This window comes from Leptothrix mechoopdaensis (SeqCode) (genome assembly GCF_053893855.1).
The window spans coordinates 4,063,527-4,079,626 of the sequence record NZ_CM132699.1; the positions used below are offsets into that span (position 1 = coordinate 4,063,527).

Genomic DNA, 16,100 nt, shown 5'->3' on the forward strand with positions numbered 1-16,100 from the left:
GATGGTTCAGGACACCGCGCCGCCCGGCCCGAACGCCTCCGAATGGATGCGCCGGTCGTCGATGCCCAGGGCCTTGAGTGTGCCGATCTGCGCGCTCATGAAACCGCGCGGACCGCAGACGTAGTAGTCCGCATCCGGCGGCAGGTAGCCGTCGCGCGCCAGCCCGTGCAGGTCGATGCGGCCCAGCGCGTCGGGCTGCGCGGTCGCGACGTCCGGGCGTGCGCTCTCGTGGACCAGCAGGGCGCGGGCATCCGACATCCGGCCCGTCAGCCCGCGCACCTGCGGCGCGAAGGCCTGCACGCCGGCATGGCGCGCGGCGTGGATGAAGCGCAGCGGCCGGTCCGGCGCGGTCGCCTGCAGATGGGTCAGCATCGACACCATCGGCGTGATGCCCACGCCCGCGCTCAGCAGCACGACCGGCGTCCGGCGGTCCGCATGCAGGAAGAAGTCGCCGCCGGGCGGCGCGAGTTCGACCACGTCGCCCACCTGGACGCGGTCGTGCAGGTGGTTCGACACCAGGCCGTCCGACTCCTGCTTGACCGAGATCCGCAGATGGCCACGGTCGGGCGCATCCGACAGGCTGTACTGGCGCGGCTGGCGATAGCCCAGCTCGGGCAGCAGCAGCCGCACCGACACGTACTGGCCCGGCTGGAAGCCCGGCACCTGGCCGCCGTCGGCCGGCTGCAGCTCGAAGGACGTGATCTCCTCGCTCTCGACCCGGCGCGTCACCACGCGGAAGCTGCGCCAGCCGGTCCAGCCGCCAGCCTGCGTGGCGGCGGCGTCGTAGCCCTGCTGTTCAAGGCCGATCAGCAGGTCGGCCAGCTGCCCGTAGGCCGCCGCCCAGGCGTCGATCAGGGCCGGCGTCGCGGCCTCGCCCAGCACCTCGCCGATGGACGCCAGCAGGTGCCGGCCGACGATGCCGTAGTGCTCGCGCCGGATGCCCACGCTGACGTGCTTGGCGGCCACGCGCTCCAGCACCGGCATCAGCACCTCCGGACGGTCGATGTGTTCGGCATAGGCCGCCACCGCCATCGCGAGCGCCTCCTGCTGGGCGCCGCTGCGCTGGTTGCCCTGGTTGAACACCTCCCGCAGCTCGGGGTTGTGCCGGAACAGGCGCTCGTAGAAGTGGCGCGTCAGGGCGCCGCCGTGTTCCCTGAGCACAGGAGCGGTGGCCTTGACGAGTTGGCGGGTGACGAGATCGAGCATGACGGTGTTCCAGGGTTGACGAATAGATGCACGATAGATGCATCTATTGCGGCACGTCTTTCCTGGGGGTATTCCCGCAGATGCGGTCGAGGCCCGGACGGGCCGGCCGTCAGAGATCCAGCTCGTAGTCCACGATCAGCGGCGCGTGGTCGCTGAAGCGCTGGTCCTTGTAGATCGAGGTGCGGCGGGCGAGCGCGGCGGTGGCGGGGGTGGCGAGGTGGTAGTCGATGCGCCAGCCCACGTTCTTCGCCCAGGCCTGGCCGCGGTTGCTCCACCAGGTGTAGCCGGCGTCGGTCGCGTCGGGTTCGAGGCTGCGGTAGACGTCGACCAGGCCGATGTCGTCGAGCAGGGCGGTCATCCAGGCGCGTTCCTCGGGCAGGAAGCCGCTGTTCTTGAGGTTGCCCTTCCAGTTCTTCAGGTCGACTTCCTTGTGGGCGATGTTGACGTCGCCGACGAGGATGAACTCGCGTTCGGCCTTCAGCGCGCGCAGGTGCGGCGCGATGCGGTCGAGGAAGCGGTACTTGGCCTGCTGGCGGTCGTCGCCGGAGGAGCCGCTCGGGAAGTAGCAGCTGATGATCGACAGGCGCCTGCCCGGACGGTCGTAGCGGGTCTCGACATAGCGGCCTTCGGCGTCGAACTCGCCGTCGGCGTCGGCCGCGCCCAATCCGATGATGACCTCGGACGGTTCGGCCCGGCCGTACACGCCGACACCGGAGTAGCCCTTCTTCTCGGCGCAATGGAAGTGGCCGGTCATGCCGTCGATCACGCGCATGGGTTCGGTCAGGTCCCCCGCTTGGGCCTTCAGTTCCTGCACCCCCATACAATCGATCGACATGCTTTCGACCCATGGAATCAGGCCCTTGCTCACTGCGGAGCGGATGCCGTTGAGGTTGAGGCTGACCAGACGCATGGGTGGTTTTTCCGATGAATGAGCGCATCTCCCCGAGCCGCCAGGACACCCTGGCCCAAGACTTCGTGGCCTTTGCCGTGCAAGCCGGCGTGCTGCGCTTCGGGGAGTTCAAGACCAAGGCGGGACGGCTGTCGCCGTACTTCTTCAACGCCGGTCTGTTCGATGACGGCGCCAAGCTGGGCCGTCTCGCGGAATTCTATGCACGCCGCCTGGTCGAGTCGGGCCTCGAGTTCGACATGCTGTTCGGGCCGGCCTACAAGGGCATCACGCTGGCGGCGGCGGTCGCCATCGAGCTGGCGCGGCTCGGTCGCAACGTGCCCTACGCCTACAACCGCAAGGAAGCCAAGGACCACGGCGAGGGCGGCACGCTGGTCGGCGCCCCGGTGCGTGGCCGGGTGCTGGTGATCGACGACGTGATCTCGGCCGGCACCTCGGTGCGCGAGTCGATCAACCTGATCCGCGCCGCTGGCGCGACGCCCTGCGGCGTGGCCATCGCGCTGGACCGCCAGGAGAAGGCGGCCGAGAACGGCGTCGACTCCGACCGCTCGGCGGTGCAGCACGTGCGCGCCGAACTGGGCATGTCGGTGGTCGCCATCGCGACGCTGGCCGACCTGCTGGCCTTCCTGGGCGCGCAGAGCGACCCGCAGCTGTCCAGCTTCCTGCCGGCCGTGCAGGCCTACCGGACCCGCTACGGGGTGGACGAGTGACAGCGGCCCGCCGGCTGCTGCTGCCGGCCTGCGCCGCGCTGCTGGTCGGCGCGCTCGCATGCGGCGCCGCCCGGGCGCAGTCAGCGCCGAGCATCTACACCTGCGTCGACGCCAAGGGTCGCAAGCTGACCTCGGACCGGCCGATCCCCGAATGCCTGGACCGCACCCAGGACCTGCGCAACAAGGACGGCTCGGTGCGCGCCAAGGTCACGCCCAGCATGACCGCCGAGGAACGCGCGGCGCAGGAAGAGGCCCAGCGTGCCGAGCTGGTCCGCGATGCCGCTCGCAAGGACGCGCTGCGCCATGACCGCAACCTGCTGACCCGCTATCCCGACGAGGCGACGCACGAGCGCGCCCGGGTGGCCGCGCTGGAGCCGATGCAGCAGGCGCTGCACAGCGTCGAGAAGCGACTGGCGGCGCTGGAAGTCGAGCAGAAGGCGCTGCAGGACGAGGCCGAGTTCTACAAGGGCAAGGAGATGCCCCGCAAGCTCAAGGTCCGCTTCGACGACAACAGGACCAGCGTCGAGGCGCAGCGCAGTTCGGTGGCGAACCACCAGTCGGAGATGCAGCGCATCAACGCGCGCTACGACGAGGAACTGGCCCGCCTGCGCAAGCTCTGGGCCGGTGCCGCGCCCGGCAGCCTGGGCCCGGCGCCCAGCACGGTGATGGCGCGCTGATCATGGCGCGCTGAAACCGGCGCCAGGCCGGATCAGCCGCCCGCCAGCTTGCGCTTGAGCAGCTCGTTGACCTGGGCCGGATTGGCCTTGCCCTTGCTGGCCTTCATGGCCTGACCGACCAGCGCGTTGAAGGCCTTGTCCTTGCCGGCGCGGTATTCCTCGACCGACTTCGGATTGGCGGCCAGCACCTCGTCGAGGATGGCCTCGAGCGCGCCGCTGTCGTTCATCTGGCGCAGGCCCTTGGCCTCGATGACGGCGTCGACCGTCGCGCCCTCGCCGGTCCACAGGGCCTCGAAGACCTGGCGGGCGGCGTTGTTGGAGATCGTGCCGTCCTGGATGCGGCCGATCAGCGCGGCCAGCGTCGCGGCACCGACCGGCGCGGCGGCGATGTCGAGGCCCTCGGCGTTCAGGCGCTTGCTCAGCTCGCCCATGACCCAGTTCGCGACCAGCTTGGGCGCCCCGCAGGCGGTGGCCGCTTCCTGGTAGTAGGCGGCGGTCGCGCGGCTGGCGGTCATCATCGCGGCGTCATAGGCCGGCAGGCCGTGTTCGGCCTCGAAGCGGGCGGCCAGCGCACCGGGCAATTCGGGCATCTCGGCACGCACGCGTTCGACCCAGGTCGGGGCGATCACCAGCGGCGGCAGGTCCGGGTCCGGGAAGTAGCGGTAGTCGTGCGCGTCTTCCTTGGTCCGCATCATGCGGGTCTCGCCGGTGTCCGGGTCGAACAGCACGGTGGCCTGGACGATCGAGTGGCCGTCCTCGATCTGGTCGATCTGCCACTGCACCTCGAAGTCGATCGCCTGCTGCAGGAAGCGGAAGCTGTTGAGGTTCTTGATCTCGCGGCGCGTGCCGAAGGGCTCGCCCGGGCGGCGCACCGAGACGTTGGCGTCACAGCGGAAGCTGCCTTCCTGCATGTTGCCGTCGCAGATGCCGAGCCAGACGACCAGCGTGTGCAGCGCCTTGGCGTATTCGACCGCCTGGCGGCTCGACCGCAGCTCGGGCTCGGAGACGATCTCCAGCAGCGGCGTGCCGGCGCGGTTCAGGTCGATGCCGCTCATGCCGTGGAAGTCCTCGTGCAGGGACTTGCCGGCGTCTTCTTCCAGATGCGCGCGGGTCAGGCGCACGCGGTGGCGTTCGCCGTCGACCAGGAACTCGATCGCGCCGCCCTGCACCACCGGGATCTCGTACTGGCTGATCTGGTAGCCCTTGGGCAGGTCGGGATAGAAGTAGTTCTTGCGCGCGAAGATCGACATCGGCGCGACCGTGGCCCCCACGGCCAGGCCGAAGCGGATCGCCCGTTCGACCGCGCCGCGGTTCATCACCGGCAGCGACCCGGGCAGCGCGAGATCGACCGCGCAGGCCTGGGTGTTGGGCTCGGCGCCGAAGGCGGTCGAGGCACCGGAGAAGATCTTGGACTGGGTCGAGAGCTGGGCGTGGGTCTCGAAGCCGATCACGACTTCGTAGCCGCGCACGAGGAGCGATGCGGTCATGGTCAGGACGGGGCGTCCGGGTTCGGGGGAAGCCGGCAATGCTAAGCGATGGCATCGGCTCGCCTAGACTTCGCGGCCATGAATGCCGACCGCCCCGCCCGAACGTCACGCCGCCGACTGCTGATCGGTGGCCTGGGCGGCACCGCCGCAGCGGCCGGCGGGCTGGCCCTGCTGGCGCGCTGGCAGACCCGCCCGGTGCCGGCGCCGGACGTCGGCTACGTCCGCATGGACGGCCGCCCGGCCCGGCTGGCCGACCTGCGCGGGCAGGTCGTGCTGGTCAACTTCTGGGCCACGACCTGCTCGATCTGCCGGCGCGAGATGCCCGAGCTGGTCGCCCTGCACCAGCGCCTGGCGCCGCGCGGCTACCGGACGCTGTCGGTGGCGATGGCCTACGACCCGCCGGCGGCAGTGGTGAACTACCTGGCGGTCCGGCCGCTGCCCTTCGAGGTGACGCTGGACAACACCGGCGCCATCGCCCGCGCCTTCGGCGGTGTGGCCGGCACACCCACCAGCGTGCTGGTCGACCGGGCCGGCCGGATCGTCTGGCGGCATGCCGGCGCACCGGACTTCGACGCGCTGGCGCGCCGCATCGACGCGCTGCTGGACGAATCGCCGTCGACCTGAGCGGGTCGCGCGACCGCCCGCTGCGGATCCGGAAATGAACGCGTGAACCGGGCCTTTTCGGGATAACCCCGAGTTCGCTGCCGGACCAAGATCGGCCCAAGACGTGACGAACCGGATCGCCTGCCGTGTGGGCGACGGGACACGCTGGAGTCCGGACATGTTCTCGCTCGAACGAATCTCCCTGTCGAAGAAGCTCCTGGTGCTGGGCAGCCTGACGGTCGCCCTGGCGACACCGCCGATGCTGGCGCTGTTCCATGACCGCCTCGACGACCTGAACACCGCGCGGGCCGAGGCCGCCGGTCTGGCGCCCGCCGGCGGCGTGCTCCAGCTGATGCGGCTGACGCAGCAGCACCGCGGCACCTCGGCCGGCGCACTGGCCGGCAACGAGGCGATGAAGGTCAAGCGCAGCGAGATCGAACCGCGGGTCGGCGAGGCCTTGCAGTCCGTGGGGACGCTGACCGCCGATCGCCCGCAGGCGCGCCTGACCGAGGCCCTGGCACGTGTCACCCAGGACTGGCAATCGTTGCCGCAGGACGTGGCACAGGGACGCATCGATGCGCCCACCAGCTTCAAGCGCCATACCGCGCTGATCGCCGAACAGCTGGACCTGCTGGCCACGGTGGTCGACAACGCCGGGCTGAGCCTGGATCCGAACGCCGACAGCTACCACGTGCTGATCGCGATGCTCAACGACATGCCGCCGGTCACCGAGGTGGTCGGCCAGCTGCGTGCCCGCGGCACCAGCGCGCTGACCCAGCGCACGATGACACCCGCCCTGCGGGCCGAGATGCTGGGCCTGATCGCGCTGGCGCGCTCGCACAGCCGCTCGGCCAACCGGCACCTGGACACCGCCGCCGCCGCCAACCCGGCGCTGGTCCAGGCCCTGAAAGACACCCGCCAGGCGGCGGGCGAACAGCTCGCCGAGGTCGAGCGGCTGGTGACCGCGATGACGACCGACTTCGAGGGATTCCAGACCTCGCCGGAAGACTATTTCAAGATCACCACCCAGGCCGTCGATGCCCAGTTCGCGCTGATCGACGCCTCGATGCCCGAGCTGCGTCAGCTGCTGCAGGACCGCGCCGACGCGACCCGCCGCGGGCTGATCGGCCTGGGGCTGCTGGGCCTTCTGGGCGTGCTGACGACGGTGCTGCTGTCGATCGCCATCTCGCGCAGCATCCGCCAGTCGATGCAGCAGGCGGTGCGCGTGGCCGAAGCCGTCGCCGACGGCGACCTGAGCCAGCGCGTGCAGGCCCGCAGCGACGACGAGATCGGCGCGCTGCTGCACGCCATCGACCACATGACGGTGAACCTGTCGCGCATGGTCGGCGAGGTCCGCGCCGGCACCGACGCCATCGCCACGGCGTCGTCGCAGATCGCACAAGGCAATGCCGACCTGTCGGCCCGCACCGAGAGCCAGGCCGCCAGCCTGCAGGAGACCGCCGCGTCGATGCAGCAGATGAATCACACCGTGCGTGCCAATGCCGAAAGCGCCCGCCAGGCCAATGCGCTGGCCGCCCGGGCCTCGGACGTCGCGGCCAGCGGCGGCGAATCGGTCCACCAGGTGGTCGAGACGATGAACGGCATCCAGGGGTCGAGCAAGAAGATCGCCGACATCATCGGCGTCATCGACGGCATCTCGTTCCAGACCAACATCCTGGCGCTCAACGCGGCGGTGGAAGCCGCCCGTGCCGGCGAACAGGGTCGCGGCTTCGCGGTGGTCGCGGCCGAGGTCCGCACGCTGGCACAGCGATCGGCGCAGGCCGCCCGCGAGATCAAGTCGCTGATCCAGGACAGCGTCGAGAAGGTCGAGGCCGGGCACGAACGGGTCAATGCCGCCGGCCAGACCATCGGCGACGTGGTCGACCAGGTCCGCCAGGTCAACACGCTGATGGCCGAGATCAACGCCGCCAGCAGCCAGCAGCAGGAAGGCGCCGACCAGATCAACGTCGCGCTGGGCCAGCTCGACCAGGCCACGCAGCAGAACGCCGCGCTGGTCGAGGAAACGGCCGCCGCCGCCGAGAGCCTGAACCAGCAGGCTCACCGGCTGACCCAGGTGGTCTCCCGCTTCCGCACGGCCGCGCACGCCTGAGCCGACAATCCCGGTCCCTTTCGAGACGCCCCGCCCGCGCGGGGCTTTCTGCCATGTGGACCTACCCGATCCTGCTGCTCGTCCACCTGCTGGCCGCCACCTTCTGGGTCGGCGGCATGGCGGTGATGCTCTGGTGCGTCCGGCCGGCGGCCGTCGCGACGCTCGCGCCGCCCCAGCGCCTGCCGTTGATGGCCGACACGCTGCGCCGTTTCCTGCGTGGCGTGGCCGTGGCGCTGGTGGCGGTCTGGGCCGCCGGGATCGCGATGATCGAGGTGGCCGGCGGCATGGCCGTGGTGCTGCGCCATGTCCACCTGATGCTGGCGCTGGGCTTGGCGATGACGCTGGTCTACGCGCTGGTCGCGCACCAGGCGATGCCGCGCCTGCGGGCCGCCATCGGCCGTTCGGACTGGCCGGCCGCCGGCGCGGTGCTGGCGCGCATCCGCACGCTGGTGAGCGTCAACCTGGCGCTCGGCGTGGGGGTCTACGCGGTGGCGCTGCTCGGGCGGACCTGGGCGGCGCGCTGATCAGGCCGCTGCGGGCGCCGATGGCGGCGTCTGCAGCGGTGCCGGCGCACCGCCGGCGATGCGCTGCTTGAGGTGGGTCAGCGCCTCCTCGACCTGGTCGACCAGCACGAGGCAGAGGTCGCCCGGTTCGAGCCGGTCCAGCGCATGGTCGATGGCGACGAACTCGCCGTAGATCTCGTCGACCTGGCCGGTGCGCGGCGCGCCCACCAGACCCTCGCGCAACAGGCGCAGCACCTCGCCGTCCTCGCGGCCGCGCTGGCAGGCATCCTGGTAGAGGATGACCTGGTCGAACGCCGCGCCCAGGATCTGGGTCTGCTCGCGGATGTCCTCGTCGCGCCGGTCGCCGGCACCGCTGATGACGACCGAGCGGCGGCGCGCCGGCATCGCCTCGACAGCGGCGACCAGCGCGCGCATCGCGTCGGGGTTGTGGCCGTAGTCGGCGATGACCGTGGCGCCGCGGTGGTCCAGCACGTTGAAGCGGCCGGGCGCGTTGTCGGCATCGTTGACGAAGCTGGCCAGGCCGCTGCGGATCGCCGCCCAGTCCAGTCCGATGCCCCAGGCCGCCGCGACCGAGGCCATCGCGTTCTCGACCTGGAAGCCGATCGTGCCGTTGCGGGTCAGCGGGATGTCGCGCAGCGGGATCAGCTCGCGCCACGCGCCTTCGGCGGCCACGAGGCTGTCGCCGTCGATGTAGACGCAGCGCTTGCCCTGCGCACGGTGCGTGGCCATCACCGGATGCTGGCGATCGGCCGCGAAGTAGATGACCTGGCCCGGGCAGACCGAAGCCATCGCAGCCGTGATCGGGTCGGCCGCGTTCAGCACGGCATAGCCGGTCGGCGCCACGTTCTGGACGATCACGCGCTTGAGCACCGCCAGGTCCTCGACCGTGGTGATGTAGTTCAGGCCCAGGTGATCGCCCGCGCCGAGGTTGGTCACGACCGCGACCTGACAGCGGTCGAAGCCCAGGCCCTCGCGCAGCACGCCGCCGCGCGCGGTCTCGAAGACGGCCGCGTCGACCTCCGGGTGCATCAGCACGTTGCGGGCGCTCTTGGGGCCGGAGCAATCGCCGCTGTCGATCTGGCGACCGTTGACGTAGACGCCATCGGTGTTGGTCATGCCGGTGCGCAGGCCGCTGCTGGCCAGGATGTGCGCGGTCAGGCGCGTCACCGTGGTCTTGCCGTTGGTGCCGGTCACGGCGATGACCGGGATGCGGCCGTCGCTGCCGTGGCCGACCGGGCCGAACAGGTGGTTGATGACCGCCTCGCCGACGTTGCGACCCTTGCCGTAGGACGGCGACAGGTGCATGCGCAGGCCGGGCGCGGCGTTGACCTCGACCACGCCGCCGCTCTGTTCCTCCAGCGGGCGCAGCACGCCTTCGCACACCACGTCGACGCCGCAGATGTCCAGGCCGATCATCTGCGCGGCCGCCACGGCACGCGCGGCGACCTCGGGGTGGACGTCGTCGGTCACGTCGGTGGCGGTGCCGCCGGTGCTGAGGTTGGCGTTGTTGCGCAGGATCACGCGCTGGCCCTTCGGCGGCACGCTCTCGGGCGTCAGGCCCTGAAGCGCCAGCCGGGCCACCGCGATCTCGTCGAAGCGGATCTTGGTCAGCGAGGTGGCATGGCCATCACCGCGACGCGGATCGGCGTTGACCTGGTCGACCAGCTCGCGCACGGTGTGCACGCCGTCGCCGTTGACATGCGGCGGATCGCGCCGCGCGGCGGCGACGAGCTGGTTGCCGACCACCAGCATGCGGTAGTCGCTGCCGGGCAGGAACTTCTCGACCATCACCTCGCCGATCTCGGCGGCGGCGGCATAGGCGGCGTCCACGCCGGCGCGGTCCATGATGTTGACCGTCACGCCCTTGCCCTGGTTGCCGTCCTGCGGCTTGAGCACGACCGGCAGGCCGATCTCCTCGGCCACCGCCCAGGCCTCGTCCGGGCTGGACACCGGCCGGCCGATCGGCACCGGCACACCGGCAGCGGCCAGCAGGCGCTTGCTCAGGTCCTTGTCCTGCGCGATCGATTCGGACACGGCGCTGGTCGAGTCGACCTCGGCCGCCCAGATGCGGCGCTGCGCCGAACCCCAGCCGAACTGCACCAGGCTGCCCTGGGTCAGGCGACGCCACGGGATGCCACGCGCGGCGGCGGCATTGACGATCGAGCCGGTGCTCGGGCCGAGGCGCACGTCCTCGTCGATCTCGCGCAGGCGGGCCACGGCGGCGTCGAGCTCGAAGCCGGCGGTCGCCGGCTCGCTCGACAGCGCCGCGTTGATCAGCTGTTCGGCCAGTTCCAGCGCCAGCTTGCCGACCGCTTCCTCGCTGTACTCGACGACGACCTGGTAGACGCCGGGCTCGACCGTGGCCGAGGTGCGGCTGAAGGTCACCGGGCAACCGGCCTCGGTCTGCAGCGTCAGCGTGACCTGTTCGAGCACGTGGGCGAGCGAGCGCGGTCCCGTCTGGCTGCTGGCCGGCATGGCGCCCAGTGCCGGGAAGAGCGCGCGCAGGCGCGTCTCGAAACCGCTCAGCCGGCTGATGTCGCGTTCATCGGGCGGACAGCTCACGATGGTCTCGACGGCGGTGTGGCGGCTCCAGAGGTTGGGCCCGCGCAGGGCCCGGATGCGGGTGAGTTCCATCGTTTCGGATGAGTGCGTGGATCGGTTGAGCGGCAACGGCGGTGGCGTCTCAGCGCACCGCGTCGGGCTCGAAGGTCTCGATGCCGGCGGCGATCAGCTCGGGCGAGATGCCCATCGCCCAGGCGGTGGCGACCGCCGCGAGCAGCACCTCGGCGCTGAGGCCGAGGTGGGCGCGGCGCGCGTTCTGCAGCGGCAGGCTGAAGGCATCGGCACTGCCGTTGGCCAGCACGACGCGGCCGTCGCGCACGAAGACGCTGCGGCCGCCCTGGGACCGCTGCACCGCCAGCGCGGCGTTGTCCTGGCTGCTGGCGTAGAGCAGCACCTCGCCATCGCAGAGCCGGGTCAGTTCGGCGACCTCGGCGTGGTCGGCGTTGAGCACGCCCACGCCGTCGGCCAGCACCACGTCGATCTGCGTGCGCAGCACGCGCGGCATCTGGTCGGGGCTGGCGATGTCGTGCGCGCCGAGCGTGTCGGCGCCGTCCATGTCGGTGACGACGCCGACCTGGCAGCGGTCATAGGCCAGGCCGTCCTGCAGGATGCTTTCGGGGCCGTTCTCGAGCACCACCGCGTCGACCTCGCGGTTCATCAGCAGGCGCAGCGCGGCATCGAAATGGGCACTGGGCTTGCGCTCGACCGCGCGGGTGCCCAGGAACAGGCCGTCGCGGCAGGCCAGGCCGGTGCGGCGGCCGGCCAGATGGGCGAGCCAGGCGACCAGCCGCGCGATGCGGTGGGTGTCGCGCCGGCCGGCGATGCCGACGATCGGCACGCGGCCGCTGCTGGCCTCGTCGAACAGGTGGTTGACGATCGCCTGACCGACCGGACGCGGCGTGCCGACCGCCGGCTTCAGGTGCATCAGCAGGCCCGGACCGGCGTTGACCTCGACGATCGCGCCGCCCTGCGCTTCCAGCGGGCGCGAGATGTCCTCGGCCACCAGGTCGATGCCGGCGATGTCCAGGCCGACCACGCGGGCAGCCAGGCCGACGGCATGGGCGACTTCCGGATGCACGGCATCGGTGCAGTCGATCGCGACGTTGCCGTTGCGCTGGATCAGCACGCGCCGGCCGGCGGCCGGGACGGAACTGCCGTCCAGGCCCTGCCGCTCCAGCAGCAGGCGGATGACGGGCTCGCGTTCGAGCTTGATGGTCTCGAGCGGGAATTCCTCGGCCTCGCCACGGCGCGGGTCGGTGTTGAGCTGGCTGTCGATCAGCTGGGCGATGGTCGACACGCCGTCGCCGTTGACCCACAGGCTCTCGCCGCGCGCCGCCGCCACGACCTGGCCGGCGACCACCAGCAGGCGGTGCTCGTCGCCACGGATGTAGCGCTCGACGATGACCTCGCTGCCTTCCGCATCGGCAATGCCCCAGGCCGCCTCGACCTCGGCCTGCGTGGTCAGCTCCAGGCTGACGCCACGGCCGTGGTTCGCGTCGGTCGGCTTGACCACCACCGGCAGGCCCAGGTCCTGCGCGATCTCCCAGGCATGGGCCGGATCGCGCGCCACCTCGCCCTCGGGCACCGGCACGCCGACCGACTTCAGCAGCGACTTGGTCAGGTCCTTGTCACCGGCGATGCCCTCGGCGATGGCGCTGGTCTTGTCGGTCTCGGCGGTCCAGATGCGGCGCTGGGCGCGGCCGTAGCCGAGCTGCACCAGGTTGCCGTCGTTCAGGCGGATGTGCGGGATCTGCCGGTCCGTTGCCGCCGAGACGATGCAGGCGGTGCTGGGGCCGAGGTAACACTCGTCGATGCGCTCGCGGATCTGCTCGACCGCCTTGGGCACGTCGAACGACAGGTCGTTGATGGCCGCCATGATCAGCGCGTGACCGCAGGCCAGCGCGGTGCGGGCGACCTGCTCGTCACGGGCCCGGAACACCATCCGGTAGACGCCGTGGCGCGACGTGCTGCGGGTCTGGCCGAAGCCGGTGGGCATGCCCGCGAGGTTCAGCAGCTCGATGACGACGTGCTCCAGCACGTGTCCGGCCCAGGTGCCTTCCTCCAGCCGCTGCAGGAAGCCGCCGCGCTCGCCGACACCGCAGTGGTGCTCGACCAGCGCCGGCAGCATCGTCGTCAGGCGCTGGTTGAAGCCGGGCAGCTTGTTGGACGGGTGGTCCTCCAGCTCGCCCAGATCGAGCCAGACCTCCAGCACCGGGCGGTAGGTCCAGACGTTGGGGCCGCGCAGGTAGTTGATGCGCAGCAGCTTGATGTCTTCTTTGAGGCTCATGGGCTGGGGGGACTCGTTCAACCGGACGGGAAGGGATTGTGCGTCGCTCGACATCGACAGACCTGACACCCGGGACGACACCCGGGCGGAGGTCGGCGAGACGGCCGGCTGGGCCGTTGTCACGGCTTCGGCGAAAATCGAGGGTTCACTTCCTCCCACCATGCATCCTTCCCACACCGTCTCGTCTGAATCGTCGTCGTCGCGACCTGCGGCGAGCGCCCCGGACCTCGGCCCGGCAGCCCCGCTGCCTGCAGACGAGAACGCCCTGGCGACGCTGCAGGTTGACCTCGACGCCCGGATGCACTTCACCGCCGGCCAGCTCGTGCTGGGCAGCCGTGCGCTGCACGCACGGGTCGGGGCCGGGGCCGACTGGCAGTCCTGGCCGCTGCAGGATGGCCTCGCGCTGCGCCTGAGCGACCACGGCGGCGTCGGCCTGCTGGAGCTGCACGACGGCCGGCAGGTGCTGGCGAGCTGGCGCTTCACGCTCGGCCTGCACGCCCAGGCCGCCCGGCTGCTGGACCAGTTCGAGCGCCGCCAGGCCGAGCTGGCACGCGGCGACGAGGGCGCGCCGCTGCAGTCCCGCCTGGTGCGCGAGGAAGTCGGCACCTGCCCGACCTGCGCCGCGCCGCTGCCCGAGGACAGCGAGTCCTGCCCGGTCTGCGAACGCGAGCTGCAGACACCGCCGTCGACCTGGGTGCTGCTGCGCCTGGCGCGATTCGCCAAGCCCTACCAGGGCCAGCTGCTGGTGGGCTTCCTGCTGACGCTGGCGTCGACCGCCGCCACGCTGGTGCCGCCCTACCTGACGATGCCGCTGATGGACGAGGTGCTGATCCCGTACCAGAACGGCCAGCACATCGAGATCGGCGTGGTCGCGATGTACCTCGGCGGCCTGCTGGCCGCCGCGCTCGCGGCCTGGGGCCTGGGCTGGGCCCGCACCTACCTGCTGGCGCTGGTCTCCGAACGCATCGGCGCGGACCTGCGCACCACCACGTTCGAGCACCTGCTGCGGCTGTCGCTCGACTACTTCGGCGGCAAGCGCACCGGCGACCTGATGTCGCGCATCGGCAGCGAGACCGACCGCATCAACGTCTTCCTGTCGCTGCACGCGCTGGACTTCGCCACCGACGTGCTGATGATCGCGATGACCGCCGCGATCCTGTTCTCGATCAACCCGCTGCTGGCGCTGGTCACGCTGCTGCCGCTGCCCTTCATCGGCTGGCTGATCCACGTCGTGCGCGACCGGCTGCGCACCGGCTTCGAGAAGATCGACCGGGTCTGGTCCGAGGTCACCAGCGTGCTGGCCGACACCATTCCCGGCATCCGCGTCGTCAAGGCCTTTGCCCAGGAAGGCCGCGAGGCGCAGCGCTTCCGCGACGCCAACGCCTACAACCTGGCCGTCAACGACAAGCTCAACCGGACCTGGAGCCTGTTCTCGCCGACGGTGTCGCTGATGACCGAGATCGGCCTGCTGGTGGTCTGGGGCTTCGGCATCTGGCTGGTCGCCGGCAGCGAGATCACGGTCGGCGTGCTGACCGCCTTCCTGGCCTACATCGGCCGCTTCTACGGCCGGCTCGACTCGATGAGCCGGATCGTCTCGGTGACGCAGAAGGCGGCGGCCGGCGCCAAGCGCATCTTCGACATCCTCGACCACGTCTCGAACGTGCCGGACCCGGCCCAGCCGCAGCCCTACGAGCAGCCCGAGGGCCGCATCGAGCTGCGCAACGTCGGCTTCCGCTATGGCAACCGGGCGGTGATCCGCGGGCTGGACCTGGACATCCGGCCCGGCGAGATGATCGGCCTGGTCGGCCACAGCGGCTCGGGCAAGAGCACGCTGGTCAACCTGATCTGCCGCTTCTACGACGTCACCGAAGGCGCCATCCGGGTCGACGGCCACGACCTGCGGCGCTACCGCGTCGCCGACTACCGCCGCCACATCGGCCTGGTGCTGCAGGAGCCCTTCCTGTTCTTCGGCACGATCGCCGAGAACATCGCCTACGGCCGGCCCGACGCGACCCGCGCCGAGATCGTCGCCGCCGCCCGCGCGGCCCATGCGCACGAGTTCATCCTGCGTCTGCCGCACGGCTACGACTCGCTGGTCGGCGAGCGCGGCCAGGGGCTGTCCGGCGGCGAGCGCCAGCGCATCTCGATCGCCCGCGCGCTGCTGATCGACCCGAAGATCCTGATCCTCGACGAGGCCACCTCGGCGGTCGACACCGAGACCGAGAAGGAGATCCAGAAGGCGCTGGACAACCTCGTGCTGGGTCGCACCACCATCGCCATCGCGCACCGCCTGTCGACGCTGCGCAAGGCCGATCGGCTGGTCGTGATGGACCGCGGCCAGATCGTCGAGGTCGGCCCGCACGACGAGCTGATGGCCCGGCAAGGGGCCTACTGGCGCCTCTACGAGGCGCAGGCCCGCCGCACCGAGCAGCTGGCCGAGGACGACGCCGACGACAACGCCGTGGCCACGTCGGCCGGACGGGACTGAACGATGGACCAACCGAACGAAGTCACCGCCTGGGCGCTGTCGCGCAACCCGATGGGCCGGCTGGTGTGGACCGGCGCCGACGGCATCGCGCATGTCGGCGTGGTGCCGGTGCGGGCCTTTCCGCTGGGCGCGCCGGACGACGGGCTGTCGCTGGTGAGCCCGGACGGCCACGAGCTGGTCTGGATCGACCGCCTGGACGCCGTGCCCGAGCCGGCGCGCACGCTGATCACCGAGGAGCTCGCCACGCGCGAGTTCGTGCCGGTGATCGAGCGGCTGGTCGGCGTCTCGACCTTCTCGACGCCGAGCACCTGGACGGTTGAAACCGACCGCGGCGCCACCACTTTCGTGCTCAAGGCCGAGGAGGACATCCGCCGACTGAGCAATGGCGCCCTGCTGATCGCCAGCGCCCACGGCATCGCCTTCCGCATCCCCGACCGCTTCGGCCTGGATCGGCCGTCGCGCCGCCTGCTGGAGCGATTCCTCTGAAGGGCCGTCACCCCCCTTTGCGTCAACCAGAAGCCACGCCGCCGCCCCGTGCG

At 70.9% G+C, this 16,100-nt stretch carries 12 protein-coding genes; 7 read left to right on the forward strand and 5 right to left on the reverse strand.

Annotation, left to right across the window (positions count from 1 at the left end; translation table 11 throughout):
- Positions 1-6 precede the first annotated feature (6 nt).
- Complete coding sequence (hmpA, locus tag ACWA7K_RS17600; RefSeq protein WP_456162721.1) at positions 7-1,206, reverse strand: NO-inducible flavohemoprotein; 1,200 nt, start codon at positions 1,204-1,206, stop codon at positions 7-9.
- Between the two features lie 109 nt (positions 1,207-1,315).
- Positions 1,316-2,116, reverse strand: a complete 801-nt coding sequence (locus ACWA7K_RS17605) for an exodeoxyribonuclease III (protein WP_456162723.1) — start codon at positions 2,114-2,116, stop codon at positions 1,316-1,318.
- A gap of 14 nt (positions 2,117-2,130) precedes the next feature.
- Here ACWA7K_RS17605 and pyrE point away from each other — a divergent pair, with 14 nt between their 5' ends.
- Complete coding sequence (pyrE, locus tag ACWA7K_RS17610) at positions 2,131-2,823, forward strand: orotate phosphoribosyltransferase (RefSeq protein ID WP_456162725.1); 693 nt, start codon at positions 2,131-2,133, stop codon at positions 2,821-2,823.
- Entirely contained in the window at positions 2,820-3,500 is a 681-nt protein-coding gene (locus ACWA7K_RS17615) for a DUF4124 domain-containing protein (RefSeq protein WP_456162727.1), read from the forward strand. Before pyrE ends, ACWA7K_RS17615 begins: the two co-directional genes overlap by 4 nt.
- A 32-nt stretch (positions 3,501-3,532) precedes the next feature.
- Here the strand turns inward: ACWA7K_RS17615 and gatB are convergent, their stop codons facing one another.
- A complete protein-coding gene (gatB, locus tag ACWA7K_RS17620; RefSeq protein ID WP_456162729.1) occupies positions 3,533-4,987 on the reverse strand; it encodes an Asp-tRNA(Asn)/Glu-tRNA(Gln) amidotransferase subunit GatB in 1,455 nt (484 codons plus the stop codon).
- A gap of 78 nt (positions 4,988-5,065) precedes the next feature.
- Here gatB and ACWA7K_RS17625 point away from each other — a divergent pair, with 78 nt between their 5' ends.
- From ACWA7K_RS17625 to ACWA7K_RS17635, 3 genes are all read left to right on the forward strand, one after another.
- Positions 5,066-5,611: a TlpA family protein disulfide reductase gene (locus ACWA7K_RS17625; RefSeq protein WP_456162731.1), complete on the forward strand. Its 546-nt coding sequence runs from the start codon at positions 5,066-5,068 to the stop codon at positions 5,609-5,611.
- A gap of 157 nt (positions 5,612-5,768) precedes the next feature.
- Positions 5,769-7,700, forward strand: coding sequence for a methyl-accepting chemotaxis protein (locus ACWA7K_RS17630; RefSeq protein ID WP_456162732.1), 1,932 nt, complete (start codon positions 5,769-5,771; stop codon positions 7,698-7,700).
- 53 nt (positions 7,701-7,753) lie between these two features.
- A complete protein-coding gene (locus ACWA7K_RS17635) occupies positions 7,754-8,224 on the forward strand; it encodes a CopD family protein (protein ID WP_456162734.1) in 471 nt (156 codons plus the stop codon).
- On the opposite strand, the gene cphA is transcribed toward ACWA7K_RS17635, so the two are convergent.
- Together cphA and ACWA7K_RS17645 are read right to left on the reverse strand one after the other, a co-directional pair.
- Positions 8,225-10,858, reverse strand: coding sequence for a cyanophycin synthetase (cphA, locus tag ACWA7K_RS17640; protein ID WP_456162736.1), 2,634 nt, complete (start codon positions 10,856-10,858; stop codon positions 8,225-8,227).
- Between the two features lie 49 nt (positions 10,859-10,907).
- A complete protein-coding gene (locus tag ACWA7K_RS17645; protein WP_456162738.1) occupies positions 10,908-13,073 on the reverse strand; it encodes a cyanophycin synthetase in 2,166 nt (721 codons plus the stop codon).
- A gap of 160 nt (positions 13,074-13,233) precedes the next feature.
- Between ACWA7K_RS17645 and ACWA7K_RS17650 the strand changes: the two genes are divergently transcribed.
- Together ACWA7K_RS17650 and ACWA7K_RS17655 are read left to right on the forward strand one after the other, a co-directional pair.
- Entirely contained in the window at positions 13,234-15,561 is a 2,328-nt protein-coding gene (locus ACWA7K_RS17650; protein WP_456162740.1) for a cyanophycin metabolism-associated ABC transporter, read from the forward strand.
- Positions 15,562-15,564: 3 nt separating this feature from the next.
- Complete coding sequence (locus ACWA7K_RS17655) at positions 15,565-16,047, forward strand: cyanophycin metabolism-associated DUF1854 family protein (protein ID WP_456162742.1); 483 nt, start codon at positions 15,565-15,567, stop codon at positions 16,045-16,047.
- Positions 16,048-16,100: the final 53 nt, after the last annotated feature.

Coding starts and splice junctions, on each gene's coding strand:
- hmpA (WP_456162721.1), bottom strand. CDS start 1,206: ATGCTCGATCTCGTCACCCGCCAACTCGTCAAGGCCACCGCTCCTGTG.
- ACWA7K_RS17605 (WP_456162723.1), bottom strand. CDS start 2,116: ATGCGTCTGGTCAGCCTCAACCTCAACGGCATCCGCTCCGCAGTGAGC.
- pyrE (WP_456162725.1), top strand. CDS start 2,131: ATGAATGAGCGCATCTCCCCGAGCCGCCAGGACACCCTGGCCCAAGAC.
- gatB (WP_456162729.1), bottom strand. CDS start 4,987: ATGACCGCATCGCTCCTCGTGCGCGGCTACGAAGTCGTGATCGGCTTC.
- ACWA7K_RS17625 (WP_456162731.1), top strand. CDS start 5,066: ATGAATGCCGACCGCCCCGCCCGAACGTCACGCCGCCGACTGCTGATC.
- ACWA7K_RS17630 (WP_456162732.1), top strand. CDS start 5,769: ATGTTCTCGCTCGAACGAATCTCCCTGTCGAAGAAGCTCCTGGTGCTG.
- ACWA7K_RS17635 (WP_456162734.1), top strand. CDS start 7,754: ATGTGGACCTACCCGATCCTGCTGCTCGTCCACCTGCTGGCCGCCACC.
- cphA (WP_456162736.1), bottom strand. CDS start 10,858: ATGGAACTCACCCGCATCCGGGCCCTGCGCGGGCCCAACCTCTGGAGC.
- ACWA7K_RS17645 (WP_456162738.1), bottom strand. CDS start 13,073: ATGAGCCTCAAAGAAGACATCAAGCTGCTGCGCATCAACTACCTGCGC.
- ACWA7K_RS17650 (WP_456162740.1), top strand. CDS start 13,234: ATGCATCCTTCCCACACCGTCTCGTCTGAATCGTCGTCGTCGCGACCT.
- ACWA7K_RS17655 (WP_456162742.1), top strand. CDS start 15,565: ATGGACCAACCGAACGAAGTCACCGCCTGGGCGCTGTCGCGCAACCCG.